The following is a 15,984-nucleotide window of genomic DNA, read 5'->3' on the forward strand; positions in this document are numbered from 1 at the left end:
CAGTGGTTCATCCATTTTAAAATCATATATGTTAAAAAGGAGAGGTAAATAATGATAAATCAAACTCAATCACAAAATGGTGTACTAGGTACAAAGGTAATTGCTCAAATTGGAATTTTGGTTCATGATATTGAAACTGTTTCACAGGCATATGCAGATTTCTTTGGTGTAGAAAAACCAAAGTGGAACTGGACGGACACCGTAGATGTTGCACAAACAGAATTCGAAGGAGCTTCATCTGAAGCCCGATCAAAATTAGCCTTTTTTGATATGGGTTCCCTGCAACTAGAATTAATAGAACCTGATCAGCATCCAAGCACTTGGAGGAATCATCTGAATGAACATGGAGAAGGACCGCACCATATTGCCTTTATTATTGATGGAATGAAAGAAAAGGTTGCTTTAATGGAATCGAGAAATATGCCTTTAGTTCAAAAAGGGGAATATACAGGTGGAAGATATGCTTATATGGACACCTTTAAAGAGCTAAAGATCATGTTAGAACTTCTTGAAAATGATAAGAAAGGGTGAGAGGTCTTGAATAAAATTGAAAATAACACACTTGCAAAAATAGGCTTAGTCGTGAAGGATATAGATGTTGCTGCTAAGAACTTTTCTGAATTATTTGGCATTGAAATGCCAAATATTATTTTACCATCAGAAGAGTACACCCCAGATCCAACAGGTGAAACATATACCCTGTTCCGAGGGGAACATGTTCCAGCTCGAGTGAAAATAGCGAACCTTCAAATGGGGCCAGTTACAGTGGAACTGTTAGAGCCGATTGACGAAGCGAGTCCTTATACAGAGTTTAAGGAAAAGCATGGCCAAGGGGTACAATTTATTACCTTTACAATCAATGGTTTTGAACAGCACATTGAATTTGTTGAAGATAAGGGTATTCCATTAGTACATAAAGGAGAATACGGGGCTGGGCGCTATTGCTTCTTTGACGCCGTTCCTCAACTCGGCGTCATGTTAGGACTCCAAGAATTAGGACCAAAAGAAAGAATCTAGGAGGATTATATGAAATTACTCATTACTGGTGCAAATCGTGGGTTAGGATTTGCCTTGACCACGGAGGCGGTTGAAAGGGGACATACGGTTTTCGCAGGTGTCCGCTCGCTGGAACATCCAATAGAAAGTTTAAGACAACTACGTTCTGATTTTCCAGATCAAGTAATTCTTCTTCCACTCGATGTGACAGATGAGGCAACTTGTCTGTCAGCTACGAAAAGGCTAGAGTCGGAAAACATTACTCTCGATGTTATTATTAACAATGCTGCCATTTTGAATGAACGTTCAAAGAGAATAGAAGAACTAGATTTAGAGAAAGTAGAACAGAGCTTTCAGATTAACCTTTTTGGACCGATGCGAGTGATTAAATTTTTCTTGCCTATCCTGACTAAAGGGTCTGATTCCTCCATCATTAACATCTCATCTGAAGCAGGAAGCTTCCAAAATGCATATGGCGGGGATTATCCATATGCTCTTTCTAAAAGCGCATTGAACATGTTCTCGAAACAGCTTCGAAAATATCTTGCGGATGACCAAGTATCTGTTTATGCGGTTCATCCCGGCTGGATCAAAACAGACATGGGCGGGGAGCAAGCCCCTGGAACACCAGAAGAATCCGCAAGAGGGATCTTGAATATTGTCGAGAAAAAACAGAAAATTACCAGCACCTCTTCTTTTATCAATACAAAGGGAGAGCCAATGCCACTATAAAGAACTGACCCTCAAACCAGTGTTTGGGGGTCAAAAAACGAATCAGAATAGAAAATCAATATTAATGAAATAAACCGTATGAGAAAAATTAGAAATAAGGAGTGATGAAAATGAAAAAAATCGTAATCATTTCAGGTGATTATTATCATCGCAAAGAGTGGATTAACGCTTCCTTAGATCAAGCATTAACTTTACTAAGTGAAAACGAAAAGGTAGAATATGTGGACATTCATACAGATGAGTTACTAGTAGAATTGAAGAATAAACCAGATGCTGTGATTTTGTTTAAAGAAGATCGGGTTAATCCAACTGAAGAAAAAATAGATACCTGGATGACAGAGGAAATTGATGAAGCGATTACAGCGTATGTCCAGCAAGGAGGCGGTTGGTTAGGATGGCATTCAGGGCTAGCATCCTATGCTATAGATAGCAATTATTCCCAAATGCTAAAAGGCTATTTTGAATATCATCCTAATCATCATTCTCAAGTGAAATATACGAGTGTACGTGGAAACGATGTGTTTGGTCCTGTTTCGTTTGAAATAAAAGATGAGCATTACTTTGTCAAAGTAAAGGAGGAGGAAACAACAATCTTTTTAACCTCGGAATCGGAAGACGGTTCTTCCACTGCAGGATGGTTTCATGACTTTGGAAAAGGTCGGGTATGCTGTCTAACTCCTGCTCATAATAAAGAAGGATTGCTGGATGATTCTTTTACTCAGCTTCTTGCTAAGACGATCAAATGGGTGAGTAAATAAGAATATGTCCACCGTTAACTGAAAAGGATAAAAACAATAAAGGTCAATGCTTTATATAAATTAGAGCATTGACCTTTATTGTTTTTTAGAAGGTAATAAAAGTGAATAATAGGTGGTGTTAGAATTAAGTTTGTAATATAATGGATATTAAAAAAATTCATCTTGCAGGGTGTGGAGGAAATTGTATGAGGGATGTAAGGTTACTTAACATATTTGAACATCATATTGCTCAAAAATACTTGAATCGATCTGGAATTGCCCATGCAATTGCTGTTGCCTATCATGCCTTTCATTTAGCAAAACAACATCAGCAGGATATTGATAATGCTGCAAAAGCGGGGCTTTTACATGATATGGGGCATTACACATGGTATAAAAATGGTAAATGGGATTATGATTTATATAAACAAAATGATATTCACCCGATTAAGGGGGCGGAAAGAGCACACAAATTATTAATCCGGCTTGGTGAAAATCCAATTAAGGCAAAGACTATTGCTCTAGCGATTCTATTTCACACGGATTCATTTTTACCATCAAATGATATTGTGCGCACTCCACTGCAGCAAATTGTGAAGTGGGCCGATGAAAAAGATGAAGAAGAGGGTGGAATGCATCATTATCGAACCATAGAATATGACCGTGCGAAAAAGAGCATTATCACTCTAGATAATTGGATAGATACTGAATTAGCAAAAGTCGCTGATTATGATTAAAAAAAGCTGTGCATAAAGCACAGCTTGAATAATATGTATTAAATTCATATTAAAGACGATATATCCTCTGTTTAAACTCTGTGAAAACCTTCCTCTGCTAGAAAGTCTTCTGCTTCTCCATAGGTATCGAAGCTTTCCTCTAGATTTAATCCAAAGTAGATATTCCATGAATCGTTCTCATTGATTAAGATAAGATGGTTTTTTTCTGCGTCAACCCAGCGCTCTTCCACCTGATTACCAATAATGGCTTCTTCGGCAACTGATTTTTCAACGGGTAATAAGGATTCAATCGATTCCTTTAGTAACTTTTTTAATTCATCTTCAGAAAAATCACGGATATTTACCATTCCTTTATCATCTGTTTGATAAGATTGTAAGTTTCCAGCATAAACAAATCCGTTTCCATTTGGATGAAGATGATAAACTACATTTTTTTTGTCAGAAGCGCTGTTTGGCAGCTGGAAATTAACACGTTTTAGCGAAACGTCTTTTCGCTCTAGTTCGGGAAATGATTCAATAATAGCTAATTTTTCGTTAAAAGTAAGCATAGGAGCCTCCAATATTTTTTCGTAATGTACCTATCATACAGATAGTTTAACTGAAGGTACAACATTTTATTTAAAAATGCTTTAGCGTTTGAACGCTAAAGCACTTTTTGTGAAAAGGTTCTTATTTAAAATCCGCCGCCAATGTAGGCAGAACCTACAATAATTAAAAGAATAAATAAAACAACAATTAATGCAAATGCGTTGTTATTACCACCTTTTTGACTCATTCCGTATCCACCTCCAGCATTTTACTATTTCAATTTATGAAAAAGCTCGTGCTGAAGCTTGGACGAAGTTCACGTTTTTGTACTTATTTTATTTAAGAAGCTGATTTTAGCTCTTCTGCTATTGTGTTATTACTAACTTTTGTTAATCCGATAATAAAGCGAGTGGTAAAGACAAGGGCAGCGCCTGCTATAAATATTCCGCAAATAGCCCCAACTTGGTCTGAAGCTGTCCACTGAGGTAAATGCTCAGCCCATCTGCGTGGTGCACTGATTTTTCCTGCGTATAAGAATGAACCCGCTAAACCGGTAAAGAAAATAAAATAGGTGAAGACTGCCAATTTATCATAACTATTCTGTTTCTGAGCTCCTTCGGTTTTATTAAAATAATACATAAATCCGAAAATCATCGCAATGACGCCCATCCCCATATACGTGTGAAAGTGACCTGGAACCCATTTGGTATTATGCATAACGTGATTGACAACAATGGTGGAGTCAATAATCGCAGGTACTGCGCCTGCAACCCAGCCAAACATGGCCAAAAACATCATGCTTGTAGCAAAATCCCATTTTATTGCAGAACGGTATACAATCATTAATGCGCCATAAGCAGTGACAACCATAACTGGAAGACCGTTTGCATATGAAAACACTTGGCCGACAATCAACATCCATTTTGGTACGGCAAAGTCCATTAGCAAATGGTGTGTGTAAATCATTAAAGTAAAGATTGTTGAACAATTCCAGGCAACTAAAAAGGCCTTATTTGATTTCCATGGACGTTCAGTAGACTTTGATAAAATTTCATAAACCGCGATGACGGCCATATAAATGGTACAGTTTGCAAATATATGTCCAAATGCATACGTCAAATGCTTTGCTAACATTGGATCAATGGTGATAGCTGGATTGATAATATTTAGAATCGAAGCAACAAGGACATAAGCACCTGCAAGAATGGCAATTGAATTCGTGATAATAACCATTGTTGTCGCAACGGCAGCAGGAGGAGGACCATAGCCTTTCTTTCCTCCGAAAATATAATCCCAGCCAAGAGTTTTATGCAATCCGCCATATTCCATTGTTAACCTGACTGCTAAGTAGAAGTACATGATTAAATATCCAATAGCTAAAAACAACATCCCACTTAAGAATAATAAAGCACCCGTTTTACCATATAAACCTGATGAGTATGCAGGCAGTGGAAAAAGGAAAGTCCAGCCGTCGGAAAAATTAAAGCCAAAAATGGCAGTTAGGATTAAGATAACCCCAAATAAAGACAGTATTAAATTTGAGAAAAATACCTTTGAATTTAGATAGATATGTTTTGAAAGGAAGTACCACATAATGGCACTGCCTCCTAAGGCAGCAATTCCAATCATCCCTGTTCCGTGTATGGTCATAATCTTATAGAAAAACTGTGGTGATATTTTTATCATATTTCCCTGATTTAATAACATCATTACACCGAAAATCATCATTAATACAAGAACAACAGAGGTAACCATTAAGGCTAAAGCAACGCCTTTATTATTAAAACTGCGAGCTTCAGAGTTCATGGTCGTTTCCTCCTTTTGGTTTTACAACTATGTCTTTCATCATCACATGATGTCCAACACTGCAATATTCTAGGCATAGTATTTTGTATGTACCAGGTTTTTCAAACGTAATTGTGAGTGTATTCGTATATTCCGGCATTGCCTGTGTTTGGGCAATTAATTCTAACTTCGTGTTGTAAATACCGAATCCGTGTGTCACATCTTTACTTGTTACTCGAAATTGAATCTCTTCTCCAACTGTAAAGTTTTCATCGCTGAATTCCCATGCGTATTGCAGTCCAGCCACCTCAACAACCTTTGCATGTTCTTTAGCAACAGCATGTTGATTATGATATGGCAGCTTACTAAGTGACATAGCTGATGCAAACCCCATTACTGCGAGCAGCCCTAGAAAATAAAATTTTCGAATTTTGTAGCCTTTTTCTTGAATAGGTCCGTATTCTCTTAATCTTCTCGATTCCCCATACACAATAGCAAAAGCCAATGCTAGCAAGAATACGAGAAATAATGTAGCGTACCATGCAATAGATTGGTACATATACATCCCCCCTAATTAAATTTATTAAACAAGCAGTCCCCCAACCACATGTTTAATCCAAATTCACTTTAATCTAGAATTTGTGAATAAAAAGTGAATTTAATCATACCCTTACTAACAAACCACTTTAGGACTAGTTCTTACTAACTATCTTTTTTTATACCCCCATAAATGTCCACATAGGGTACGAATGTTGTAATAAATAAACACATGGAGGTTAGATATGAATACAACAATGATTGATATCGATAAGTTACTAGATTCTACAGAAAATCTAACATCTGAGAAAATCACAAATAAATTAAAAAAAATTGAAATTGATAAACTATTAGCTCAAACACAAGACTGGTCAAGATAAATAGATGATTAGACAAGAAGCTCTCGGAATAACCGAGAGCTCTATTTATTTTTTGGAGAAAAACAACAATGATATTGAGTTAAGAAATTTGTCGCTTTAAAGCAGAAGAATAATTTTATCTAATTCTATTGACTTTTAGTACATAAAAATACTAGAATAACTTTTATAATATAATAAATTTTTAGAAAATTAGGATTAAGTTTTAGGGGGATGGAAGATGAAAAAACGAGTAAAAGGATTGGCAGTTGCGTTAGCGGGGATGATGCTGCTTGCTGGGTGCGGCAGCAAGGAATCAACTGGAGGAACGGAAAAAGAAGGGGAAAAAGTTTTTAAAATAGGTATCACTCAGTTTGCAGCCCACCCGTCATTGGATGCGGCAACAGAAGGGTTTAAAAAGGCATTAGAGGAAAAAGGCATTAAGGTTGAATATGACGAACAGAATGCACAAGCAGACTTGAACAATGTTAAAACAATCGCTGATAACTTTGTTGGGGATAAAGTGGATCTAATATTTGCGAATGCTACACCAAGTGCAACGAGTGCATTAAATGCAACGAAGGAAATTCCAATCATCTTTACATCTGTAACAGATCCAGTGGGTGCAGGATTAGTAAAAGCATTTGACCAGCCAGGTGAAAATATTACTGGTACAACGGATAATCATCCTGAAGGAACGGCGAAAACAATCAATTTTATTACGGATGAAGTAAAAGCTAAGGAAATTGGTGTTATTTATAATTCTGGTGAACAAAACTCTGTTGTTCAGGTGGATGAAGTGAAGAAGTTAGCAGAAGAAAAGGGTGCAAAACTTGTAGAAGTATCCGTTTCTACCTCTGCTGAAGTGAAACAAGCAGCTGAATCCTTGGTAGGTCGTGTAGACGCTATCTACATTCCAACTGATAATACAGTGGTTTCTGCCCTTGAATCCGTTATTTCAGTTGCAAACAGCAAAAAGATTCCTCTGTTCGTTGGTGAGTTAGATTCAATGAAAAAAGGTGCTGTTGCAGCAAGCGGATTCGATTATTTTGACCTTGGCCATCAATCTGGTTTAATGGCTGCTGAAATCTTAAGCGGAAATAAGAAGGCTTCTGAAATCCCAGTTGAATTGCCAAAAACCTTAACACTTATCATTAACAAACAAGCCGCAGAAGCACAGGGGCTTGAAGTGAAAGATGAATGGAAAGACCTTGGTGAATTTTACGAAGGCGAATAATAAACATAGGGTATTGTAAGGAGTCAGCCCATGATATGGCTGACTCCTTCATAACTGTATAGGTTCAATAATGAAGAAAAAAGACTTACAGAAAGGATGTTCTCAATGTTTACAGCCATATTTGGATCATTTGAAGCAGGAATCATCTACGCGATTATGGCACTGGGCGTCTATCTTTCCTTTCGTATTCTGGATTTTCCGGATTTAACGGTAGATGGGAGTTTTGTTACAGGTGCAGCACTATCAGCTGTGTTAATTGCTGGCGGGGTAAACCCGTTTTTAGCCACATTATTGGCATTATTTGCAGGGTTTGCAGCAGGGTGTATGACAGGATTGCTGCATACCTTTGGAAAGATTAATAATTTACTATCAGGAATTTTAATGATGATTGCTCTTTATTCTATTAATCTTAGAATCATGGGAAGATCAAATATCCCATTATTAAATATGGAAACATCCTTTACAAAAATCGGTGGATTTTTTGAGGATATTGGATTAGATGCTTTTTTTAATGGGATCCTTACCGCTGTTGGTTTAGGAGACAGCCTTCCTGGTACATGGGGAATTCTTATTTTTATGATAATCGTTACATTTGTCATTAAAGGGCTTACGGATTTATTCTTACAGACGGAAATTGGTCTTGCTGTAAGAGCGACTGGTAACAATAAACAGATGATTCGCAGTTTCTCAGCTAATACAAATCTCCTCACCATCCTAGGACTTGGATTATCGAATGCACTAGTGGCTTTTTCAGGGGCGCTAATTGCACAGCAAGGCGGATTTGCGGATGTAGGTATGGGGATTGGTATGATTGTGATTGGTTTAGCCTCAGTTATAATCGGTGAGGCCTTGTTTGGAACTAAATCAATTGCAAGAACCACTCTTGCGGTTATCGGTGGAGCAATCATCTACCGTATTGTTGTTACACTCGCATTAAGGGTAGAGTTCCTAGATCCGGGTGACATGAAGGTAATCACCGCATTAATTGTGATCATTGCCTTAACTGCACCAAAGATAATAGATCACTCTAAAGAGAAAAAGCGTAAAGCCAAAAGAAGACAAGAAAAGCTGAACATGTTACAATCATCGGCTGAGCGAAAGGGTGAGAATCATGCTGCATTTAAATCAGATTCATAAGATTTTTAATGAAGGAACTCCTGACGAAAAAATAGCGATTGATCATGTTAATTTGACCTTAAATCCAGGCGATTTCGTAACCGTAATTGGCAGTAATGGTGCCGGAAAATCTACCTTAATGAATATTATTTCAGGAGTATTGGTACCCGATATTGGTGAAATCGCTATCGCTGGTAAAAACGTAACCACGATGTCAGAATTCAAACGATCAAAGATGATTGGCCGTGTATTTCAAGACCCAATGGCAGGTACAGCTCCTAATATGACAATTGAAGAGAACTTGGCTATGGCTTATTCTCGAAATAAAACTAGAAGCCTAAGAAGGGGAGTCACAAAAAAAAGACGTGATTACTTTCGTGAGGTGCTTGAATCTTTGCACCTGGGCTTAGAAAACCGCTTAAGTGCCAAGGTTGGATTATTGTCAGGCGGGGAACGTCAGGCTTTATCATTACTAATGGCAACTTTCACGGAGCCTTCCATTTTACTGCTTGATGAACATACTGCTGCTCTTGATCCCTCGCGAGCTGAATTAATAACCAACCTTACAAGAGAGATTGTTGGGAAATATCAGCTTACCACTTTAATGGTCACGCACAATATGCAGCAAGCGATTGATCTTGGAAATCGTCTAATTATGATGGATAAAGGCCAAATCATATTAGAAGTAGATGCACAAGACAAGAAAAATCTAACCATAGAAGGATTATTAGAAGAATTTAAACGCATTCGCGGAGTCCAAATGGCCAGCGACCGTGCAGTACTTTCCTAAAAACTATCTTGAAACAGCCTGAATTAGGGTTGTTTCTTTTTTTATTTTTGTACATCCTTTACTGCTCAACAGCGTTATTGCTTTACCCCCTGCTCTTGATAGGACATGCTAGTATCACTTAATATATATTCTGAATATTATTAATTAAATGATAATAGGAGGAATATAAATGAAAGAAAAACGATTAAAGGCGGATCAACTTGTTAATGATTTTTTTCCTGTTAGGGATGTTGACTACATTGAAATTTATACCGGCAATGCGAAGCAAGCCTGCCATTTTTTCTGCACAGCATTTGGATTTAAGCCTGTTGCATATTCCGGCCTTGAAACTGGGAATCGTGAAACCGTTTCCTATGTTCTTCAACAAAGAAATATTCGGCTAGTTCTTACAGGATCATATAAAGAGGATACCCGTGTGTCTCAGTTTGTGAAAAACCATGGTGATGGTGTAAAAGATGTTGCTCTTTTAGTAGATGACGTCGATAAAGCATATAATGCTGCTGTAGAGCGTGGCGGGATTGCCCTTGTCCCTCCATTTGAGGTAAAGGATGATAAGGGAACAATTAAAAAAGCCGTTCTTGGTACATATGGAGATACCATCCATACGTTAGTAGAACGCAGTAATTATCAAGGTGTTTTCATGCCTGGTTATGATCCATATTCAGTGTATCTTCCAATTGAAGATGCCGGATTAATTGGAATTGATCATGTGGTCGGTAACGTGGAGAGGATGGAGGAATGGGTTGAATATTATTCAAAAGTAATGGGATTTGTTGAAATGAAGCATTTTTCAGATAAAGATATTACGACTGAATATTCTGCCCTTATGTCAAAGGTTATGCACAATGGCGGCAGAATTAAGTTTCCGATTAATGAATCAGCCGAAGGAAAGAGAAAATCACAAATCCAGGAATATTTAGAGTTTTATAATGGTCCAGGGGTACAGCACCTTGCCATTTTAACAGAAGACATTGTCTCAACCGTTGCCATCCTGAAAAAGAATGGCGTAGAGTTCTTAAATACACCCGCAGCCTATTATGAGGATTTAGGGCAGAGAATTGGAAAAATTGATGAAGAAATTGAGAAGCTCCGCGAGTTAAATATTTTAGTAGACCGTGATGATGAGGGATACCTTCTGCAAATTTTTACGAAGCCGATTGTCGATAGACCTACCTTATTTGTGGAAATTATCCAGCGTAAGGGGGCACGAGGCTTCGGTGAGGGTAACTTCAAAGCCTTATTTGAGTCAATCGAAAGAGAACAGGCTCGAAGAGGAAATTTATAATATTTTTAAAGCAGTATTTTAAAGGGGTATAAGAAAAAGGGAGAAGCTTCTCCCTTTTTTAAAAGAGTTTACTAGGAAAGAGGTGTGGAAAATGGAAGTGTCACCTGACACACTTGAATGGAGAGATGCCTATAAACTGCTAATTGGTTCCATTCTGCCTCGTCCGATTGCTTTTGTCACAACATTAGACGAAAGTGGAATTGCCAACGCTGCTCCTTTTAGCTTTTTTACAGCTATTTGTGCAGATCCAATGCTTATTTGTTTTTCACCTATGAGAAGGGGAAGTGACGGAGCAAAGAAAGATACACTAGTAAATATCGAAAAGACCAAGCAATTTGTGATTAATATTGTCAGTGAAGATATGGCGAAGCAAATGAATGATTGTGCGGTGGAATTTGCTCCTGAAGTAGATGAGACAGCAGTAACTGGTTTAACGAAAGTATCGAGTTTGAAGGTGAAAGTGCCTCGTATCAAGGAATCACTGGTTCACTTAGAATGCGAGCTCTATCAAGTCCTGGATTTTGGTGACATTCCTGGGGCAGGGAGTCTTGTAATTGGTAAAGTTTTGAATGTTCATGTAGAAGATGAATTAATTAAAAATGGGCGAATCGACACGGCCAAACTCCAGCCAATTGGAAGAATGGCAGGTAATACGTATACCAATCCATTAGGGAAAACATTTGATATTATCAGGAAATAAGGAAACTAGGTGACATAATATGAGATTCGTAACGTTTGAAAAGAGTGATGGGAGTGTACGATCTGGAGTACTGACAGAATCTAACCTGGTAGTTGATATGTACGAAGCAACAAAATGCAGCTTACCTGAAAAATTGATAGATTTTTTAGAGAATAGCGAGCGAAATATGAAATCTGCTTCACAGCTATTACAACTTACTGAAGGAGATTTAGGAGTTTATCCTTTACATGAGGTTAGGATGATGGCGCCGCTCCCTGTACCAAAAAGCCTTCGTGATTTTTATGCATTTGAGCAGCATGTGAAATCTGCCAGGGAGAATAGAGGCCTAAAAATGATACCCGAATGGTACCAAATACCAGTATTTTATTTTTCCAATCACCTGGCAATTAAGGGGCCAGAGGATAAAATTTCTATGCCTGTACAATGCGAATGGCTGGACTATGAACTTGAAGTAGCCTGCATCATCGGAAAAGGAGGCAGGAATATCACAGCTGAGGAAGCAGAGGATTATATATTTGGGTATTGTATTTTAAATGACTGGAGTGCCCGGGATCTTCAAAGACAGGAGATGAAGGTAGGTTTAGGACCTGCTAAGGGGAAGGATTTTTCTACTTCGATTGGGCCATGGATTATCACAAAGGATGAGATCGAGCATTTAAGAAAGGGTAAAGGCTTTGACATCAGCATGAAAGCAAGAGTTAATGGTGTCCTCCTATCTGAGGGGAATATGAAGGATATCTATTATTCCTTTGGAGAAATGATTGAGAGGGCTTCAGCGGGCGTTACACTTTATCCAGGGGAAGTCATTGGATCTGGTACGGTTGGGACAGGATGTATCCTTGAGCTCGGTACAGAGGTACATCGCTGGCTGCAGCCGGAAGATGTGGTTGAATTGGAGATTGATAAACTTGGAGTGTTAAGGAATTCAATTGAGTGTGAATAGAGCGAGGTGAAAAGATGTATTATCGGCAAATGGGGAGAATTCCTCACAAGCGCCATACTATCTTTAAAAAGAACGATGGAAGTCTCTTTCGTGAACAGGTAATGGGGACACGCGGCTTTTCCGGAACACAATCAATCCTCTATCATCATTACATGCCAACGGAAGTAGTGAAAGCGGATCTGATTGGCAGTTATTTACCAGAGTATGAAGAACAGGAAACGCTTAAGCATCGCCTTTTTTTAACAAATAAATGGACTCAGAAAGGGGATGCCCTTTCAGCACGTCAATATATTCTAGGGAATCAGGACTTATTAATTGGGACTGCTTCTGTTAATGAGCCAATGAAAAGCTATTACCGAAATGGTGATGGGGATGAAATGTTGTTTGTACATTACGGTTCCGGCAAGCTTGAAACCATATTTGGAAGTATCACCTACCGGTCCGGTGATTATCTGTTAATTCCAATCGGAACCATATATCGATTAATACCCAATGAGAAAGAAGAAACAAAACTATTGTTTATAGAAGCTTTTAGCCAAATTACTACACCTCGCAGGTATCGGAATGAATATGGTCAAATGCTCGAACACAGCCCTTTTTGTGAACGTGATTTTCGTGGTCCGGATATATTAGAAACCTATGATCTAAAGGGAGAGTTTGAGGTAGTAACAAAGTCGAGGGGAGCCATCCATTCTCATATACTAGGGCATCACCCATTCGATGTCGTTGGCTGGGACGGGTATCTGTATCCATGGGCTTTTAATGTTGAGGATTTTGAACCAATCACCGGGAGAATCCATCAGCCTCCTCCGGTTCACCAGACCTTTGAGGGGAATAACTTTGTAGTCTGTTCCTTTGTACCAAGATTATTCGATTACCACCCCGAAGCCATACCTGCTCCTTATTATCATAGTAATGTGAATAGTGATGAACTATTATATTACGTTAAGGGTAATTTCATGAGCCGCAAAGGGGTCCAGCTTGAGTCGATAACGCTTCATCCAAGTGGTATTCCACATGGTCCGCATCCCGGGAAAACTGAAGCAAGCATTGGTAAGAAAGAAACGCTTGAGCTAGCTGTAATGATTGATACCTTCCATCCGCTTAAAGTTGTTAAGAGTGTGGGAGAGATAGAGGACACTAATTACATGTATTCTTGGATAGAATAAATTTTTGAGGACAATCCGATGATATAAACATTGGATTGTTTTTTGTTAGCAAAAAAAGCCATTTGATAAACATGTTCCAAATGATACGTGTTAATATGGAAAGATAGAATATTAGAAGGAGGTGAAATCATGAATTTGAATTTGGAATCTATCCAAACAAAATTAAAAAGCCATTCACCCACAATTTTGGGTAGTGAGAAATTTTCAAAATACGCTGTCATGGTTCCGCTTATTCAGAAAGAGGACGGGATTCACGTTTTGTTTGAGGTACGCTCCTTAAAGTTAAGAAGACAGCCTGGAGAGATTTGTTTTCCTGGCGGGAGAATTGATCCACAGGATAAGGACGAAAAAAGCGCAGCAATTCGGGAAACGGTGGAGGAATTAGGGATTAAAAGCGAGAACTTGTCAGGGGTTTTTCCACTTGATTTTATGATTTCTCCTTTTGGAATGATGATTTATCCCTTCGCAGCTTTCATTGATAATCCCGAAAAGATTAATCCTAACGACGAAGAAGTGGAAGAGGTTTTTACCGTTCCATTGACTTATTTTTTAACACATGATCCGGACATATACAATATTCATTTTAAGGTGGAGCCGGAGGAGAACTTCCCATTTGATTTAATTGTAGGTGGAGAAAATTACAATTGGCGGACTAGAGCATTGGATGAATACTTTTACCTATATGAAGAGAAGGCGATCTGGGGTCTTACAGCTAAAATCCTTTCACATTTTATTGAAATACTAAAACAGTAAATTTATTTAGGATAAATTTACTGTCTTTTTTTTGTTTTTGTCCTTCCTGGAAGGACAAATGTCTTTTTTGGAGAGAAAAAACACTTGATTAATTTCTGAATAGCTGTAAAATTAAAATTATACTTTTTGGGATAGGTGATGTTGTGATGAAGGTTGTAAAGTTTGGAGGATCCTCTTTATCGTCAGGAGAACAAATTGAAAAAGTTTTTCAAATTGTAATGTCTGATCCTGAGCGAAAGGTTGTGGTTGTGTCTGCTCCTGGGAAGAGGTTTGCTGAGGATGAGAAGGTAACGGACTTATTGATCGAGTGCGCTGAACAATGCCTTCAAGATAATAATCCAAAGGATAAGTTTAATGCTGTTATATCAAGGTATGCCTCCATTGCAGCAGAGTTAGCTCTCCCGAATGAGATAATTAGTGAAATACATCACGATTTATCAGAGAGATTAAATGGAGATAAAAGCAGACCTGACAGGTATATGGATTTTGTAAAAGCAAGCGGTGAGGATAATAACGCTAAATTAGTTGCGGCTTACTTTAGGGAACAGGGTGTCGAAGCCACGTATATAAACCCAAGAGAAGCAGGATTGTTTGTCAGTGATGAACCAGGTAATGCCCAGGTTTTACATGAATCGTATGAAAATTTATATTCACTGCGAGAGGTTCCAGGAATCATTATTTTTCCAGGGTTTTTTGGCTATAGTAAAGAGGGCGAAGTATTCACCTTCTCACGAAGTGGATCAGATATAACAGGTTCAATTTTAGCGAATGGTATTAGAGCAAGTTTATATGAGAATTTTACAGATGTGGATGCTGTATTTTCAGTCAATCCAAATCTTGTTTATCATCCGAAGGAAATAAAAGAGTTAACCTACCGCGAAATGCGAGAATTATCTTATGCAGGATTTACGGTTTTGCATGACGAAGCGCTTGTACCAGCATTCCGTGCAGGGATTCCCGTTCAAATTAAAAACACAAACAATCCTAGCGCACCTGGTACTAGAATTGTGTATGCTCGTGATAATACGAATGGTCCTGTTGTTGGAATTGCTAGTGACAAAGGATTCTGCAGCATTTACGTCAGTAAATACTTAATGAATAGAGAAATTGGTTTTGGCCGAAAGCTTTTAAGTATTTTAGAAGAATATGGTCTTTCCTATGAACATACACCTTCTGGAATTGATGATGTATCCGTTATTTTAAGAGAAGCACAGCTCGACCCTGATATGGAAAATGAAATTGCCTGGAGAATCGAGTCAGAGTTACATTCGGATGAAGTGAAAATAGAGCACAGCCTTTCACTGATTATGGTGGTTGGTGAGGGAATGCGCCGGAATGTAGGAACGATGGCACGAGCATCTAAAGCATTAGCGGAGGCCAAGGTTAATATTGAAATGATAAACCAAGGGTCCTCTGAAGTTAGCATGATGTTTGGGGTAAAAGAAGTTGATGAAAAAAGGGCCGTTCAAGCACTTTACGATGAATTTTTCGCAGCAGTACCTGTTTAAAGAGAGAAAGCAGTCTAAAATTAACGTTTTAGACTGCTTTTTTATGTTGAGACTTACATGTTTTATCGAATTTAT

At 38.2% G+C, this 15,984-nt stretch carries 19 protein-coding genes; 15 read left to right on the forward strand and 4 right to left on the reverse strand.

The window, feature by feature from the left end:
- The first annotated feature begins 51 nt into the window (after positions 1-51).
- From H0184_RS09280 to H0184_RS09300, 5 genes are all read left to right on the forward strand, one after another.
- On the forward strand, positions 52-531 hold the full coding sequence (locus H0184_RS09280) for a VOC family protein (protein ID WP_221823689.1): 480 nt from the start codon (positions 52-54) through the stop codon (positions 529-531).
- Positions 532-537: 6 nt separating this feature from the next.
- On the forward strand, positions 538-1,017 hold the full coding sequence (locus H0184_RS09285) for a VOC family protein (RefSeq protein ID WP_221823691.1): 480 nt from the start codon (positions 538-540) through the stop codon (positions 1,015-1,017).
- Between the two features lie 9 nt (positions 1,018-1,026).
- Positions 1,027-1,728 carry an SDR family oxidoreductase gene (locus tag H0184_RS09290; RefSeq protein WP_221823693.1) on the forward strand — a complete coding sequence of 234 codons (702 nt, stop codon included), beginning with the start codon at positions 1,027-1,029 and terminating at the stop codon, positions 1,726-1,728.
- Between the two features lie 110 nt (positions 1,729-1,838).
- Positions 1,839-2,486, forward strand: coding sequence for a ThuA domain-containing protein (locus H0184_RS09295; protein ID WP_221823695.1), 648 nt, complete (start codon positions 1,839-1,841; stop codon positions 2,484-2,486).
- Between the two features lie 185 nt (positions 2,487-2,671).
- On the forward strand, positions 2,672-3,202 hold the full coding sequence (locus H0184_RS09300; protein WP_221823697.1) for an HD domain-containing protein: 531 nt from the start codon (positions 2,672-2,674) through the stop codon (positions 3,200-3,202).
- Between the two features lie 71 nt (positions 3,203-3,273).
- Here H0184_RS09300 and H0184_RS09305 read toward each other — a convergent pair whose 3' ends face one another.
- From H0184_RS09305 to H0184_RS09320, 4 genes are all read right to left on the reverse strand, one after another.
- Positions 3,274-3,750: a hypothetical protein gene (locus H0184_RS09305; protein ID WP_221823699.1), complete on the reverse strand. Its 477-nt coding sequence runs from the start codon at positions 3,748-3,750 to the stop codon at positions 3,274-3,276.
- A 125-nt stretch (positions 3,751-3,875) separates the two neighbouring features.
- Positions 3,876-3,977: a YjcZ family sporulation protein gene (locus H0184_RS09310; protein WP_221823702.1), complete on the reverse strand. Its 102-nt coding sequence runs from the start codon at positions 3,975-3,977 to the stop codon at positions 3,876-3,878.
- A 92-nt stretch (positions 3,978-4,069) separates the two neighbouring features.
- The gene (locus H0184_RS09315; RefSeq protein ID WP_221823704.1) at positions 4,070-5,536 is read right to left on the reverse strand and encodes a cbb3-type cytochrome c oxidase subunit I; all 1,467 of its coding nucleotides are present in this window, start codon (positions 5,534-5,536) and stop codon (positions 4,070-4,072) included.
- The gene (locus tag H0184_RS09320) at positions 5,526-6,074 is read right to left on the reverse strand and encodes a cupredoxin domain-containing protein (protein WP_221823707.1); all 549 of its coding nucleotides are present in this window, start codon (positions 6,072-6,074) and stop codon (positions 5,526-5,528) included. Before H0184_RS09320 ends, H0184_RS09315 begins: the two co-directional genes overlap by 11 nt.
- A 223-nt stretch (positions 6,075-6,297) precedes the next feature.
- Here H0184_RS09320 and H0184_RS27645 point away from each other — a divergent pair, with 223 nt between their 5' ends.
- The 10 genes from H0184_RS27645 to H0184_RS09365 all read left to right on the forward strand — a co-directional run bounded on the left by H0184_RS27645 (position 6,298) and on the right by H0184_RS09365 (position 15,909).
- Positions 6,298-6,432: a hypothetical protein gene (locus H0184_RS27645; RefSeq protein WP_260631511.1), complete on the forward strand. Its 135-nt coding sequence runs from the start codon at positions 6,298-6,300 to the stop codon at positions 6,430-6,432.
- A gap of 217 nt (positions 6,433-6,649) precedes the next feature.
- Entirely contained in the window at positions 6,650-7,645 is a 996-nt protein-coding gene (locus H0184_RS09325; protein ID WP_221823709.1) for an ABC transporter substrate-binding protein, read from the forward strand.
- 105 nt (positions 7,646-7,750) lie between these two features.
- Positions 7,751-8,782: an ABC transporter permease gene (locus H0184_RS09330; protein WP_221823711.1), complete on the forward strand. Its 1,032-nt coding sequence runs from the start codon at positions 7,751-7,753 to the stop codon at positions 8,780-8,782.
- Positions 8,757-9,551, forward strand: a complete 795-nt coding sequence (locus H0184_RS09335; RefSeq protein ID WP_221823713.1) for an ABC transporter ATP-binding protein — start codon at positions 8,757-8,759, stop codon at positions 9,549-9,551. The genes H0184_RS09330 and H0184_RS09335 overlap by 26 nt, the downstream gene beginning before the upstream one ends.
- 169 nt (positions 9,552-9,720) lie before the next feature.
- Positions 9,721-10,836, forward strand: a complete 1,116-nt coding sequence (hppD, locus tag H0184_RS09340; protein ID WP_221823715.1) for a 4-hydroxyphenylpyruvate dioxygenase — start codon at positions 9,721-9,723, stop codon at positions 10,834-10,836.
- Positions 10,837-10,927: 91 nt separating this feature from the next.
- Entirely contained in the window at positions 10,928-11,536 is a 609-nt protein-coding gene (locus tag H0184_RS09345) for a flavin reductase family protein (RefSeq protein WP_221823717.1), read from the forward strand.
- Between the two features lie 19 nt (positions 11,537-11,555).
- The gene (locus H0184_RS09350) at positions 11,556-12,479 is read left to right on the forward strand and encodes a fumarylacetoacetate hydrolase family protein (protein WP_221823719.1); all 924 of its coding nucleotides are present in this window, start codon (positions 11,556-11,558) and stop codon (positions 12,477-12,479) included.
- Between the two features lie 14 nt (positions 12,480-12,493).
- The gene (locus H0184_RS09355; RefSeq protein ID WP_221823721.1) at positions 12,494-13,648 is read left to right on the forward strand and encodes a homogentisate 1,2-dioxygenase; all 1,155 of its coding nucleotides are present in this window, start codon (positions 12,494-12,496) and stop codon (positions 13,646-13,648) included.
- Between the two features lie 135 nt (positions 13,649-13,783).
- Positions 13,784-14,401: an NUDIX hydrolase gene (locus H0184_RS09360; RefSeq protein WP_221823968.1), complete on the forward strand. Its 618-nt coding sequence runs from the start codon at positions 13,784-13,786 to the stop codon at positions 14,399-14,401.
- Positions 14,402-14,547: 146 nt separating this feature from the next.
- On the forward strand, positions 14,548-15,909 hold the full coding sequence (locus H0184_RS09365; RefSeq protein ID WP_221823723.1) for an aspartate kinase: 1,362 nt from the start codon (positions 14,548-14,550) through the stop codon (positions 15,907-15,909).
- Positions 15,910-15,984: the final 75 nt, after the last annotated feature.

It is taken from the genome of Neobacillus niacini, assembly GCF_019749295.1.
Classification (GTDB): domain Bacteria; phylum Bacillota; class Bacilli; order Bacillales; family Cytobacillaceae; genus Neobacillus; species Neobacillus niacini_D.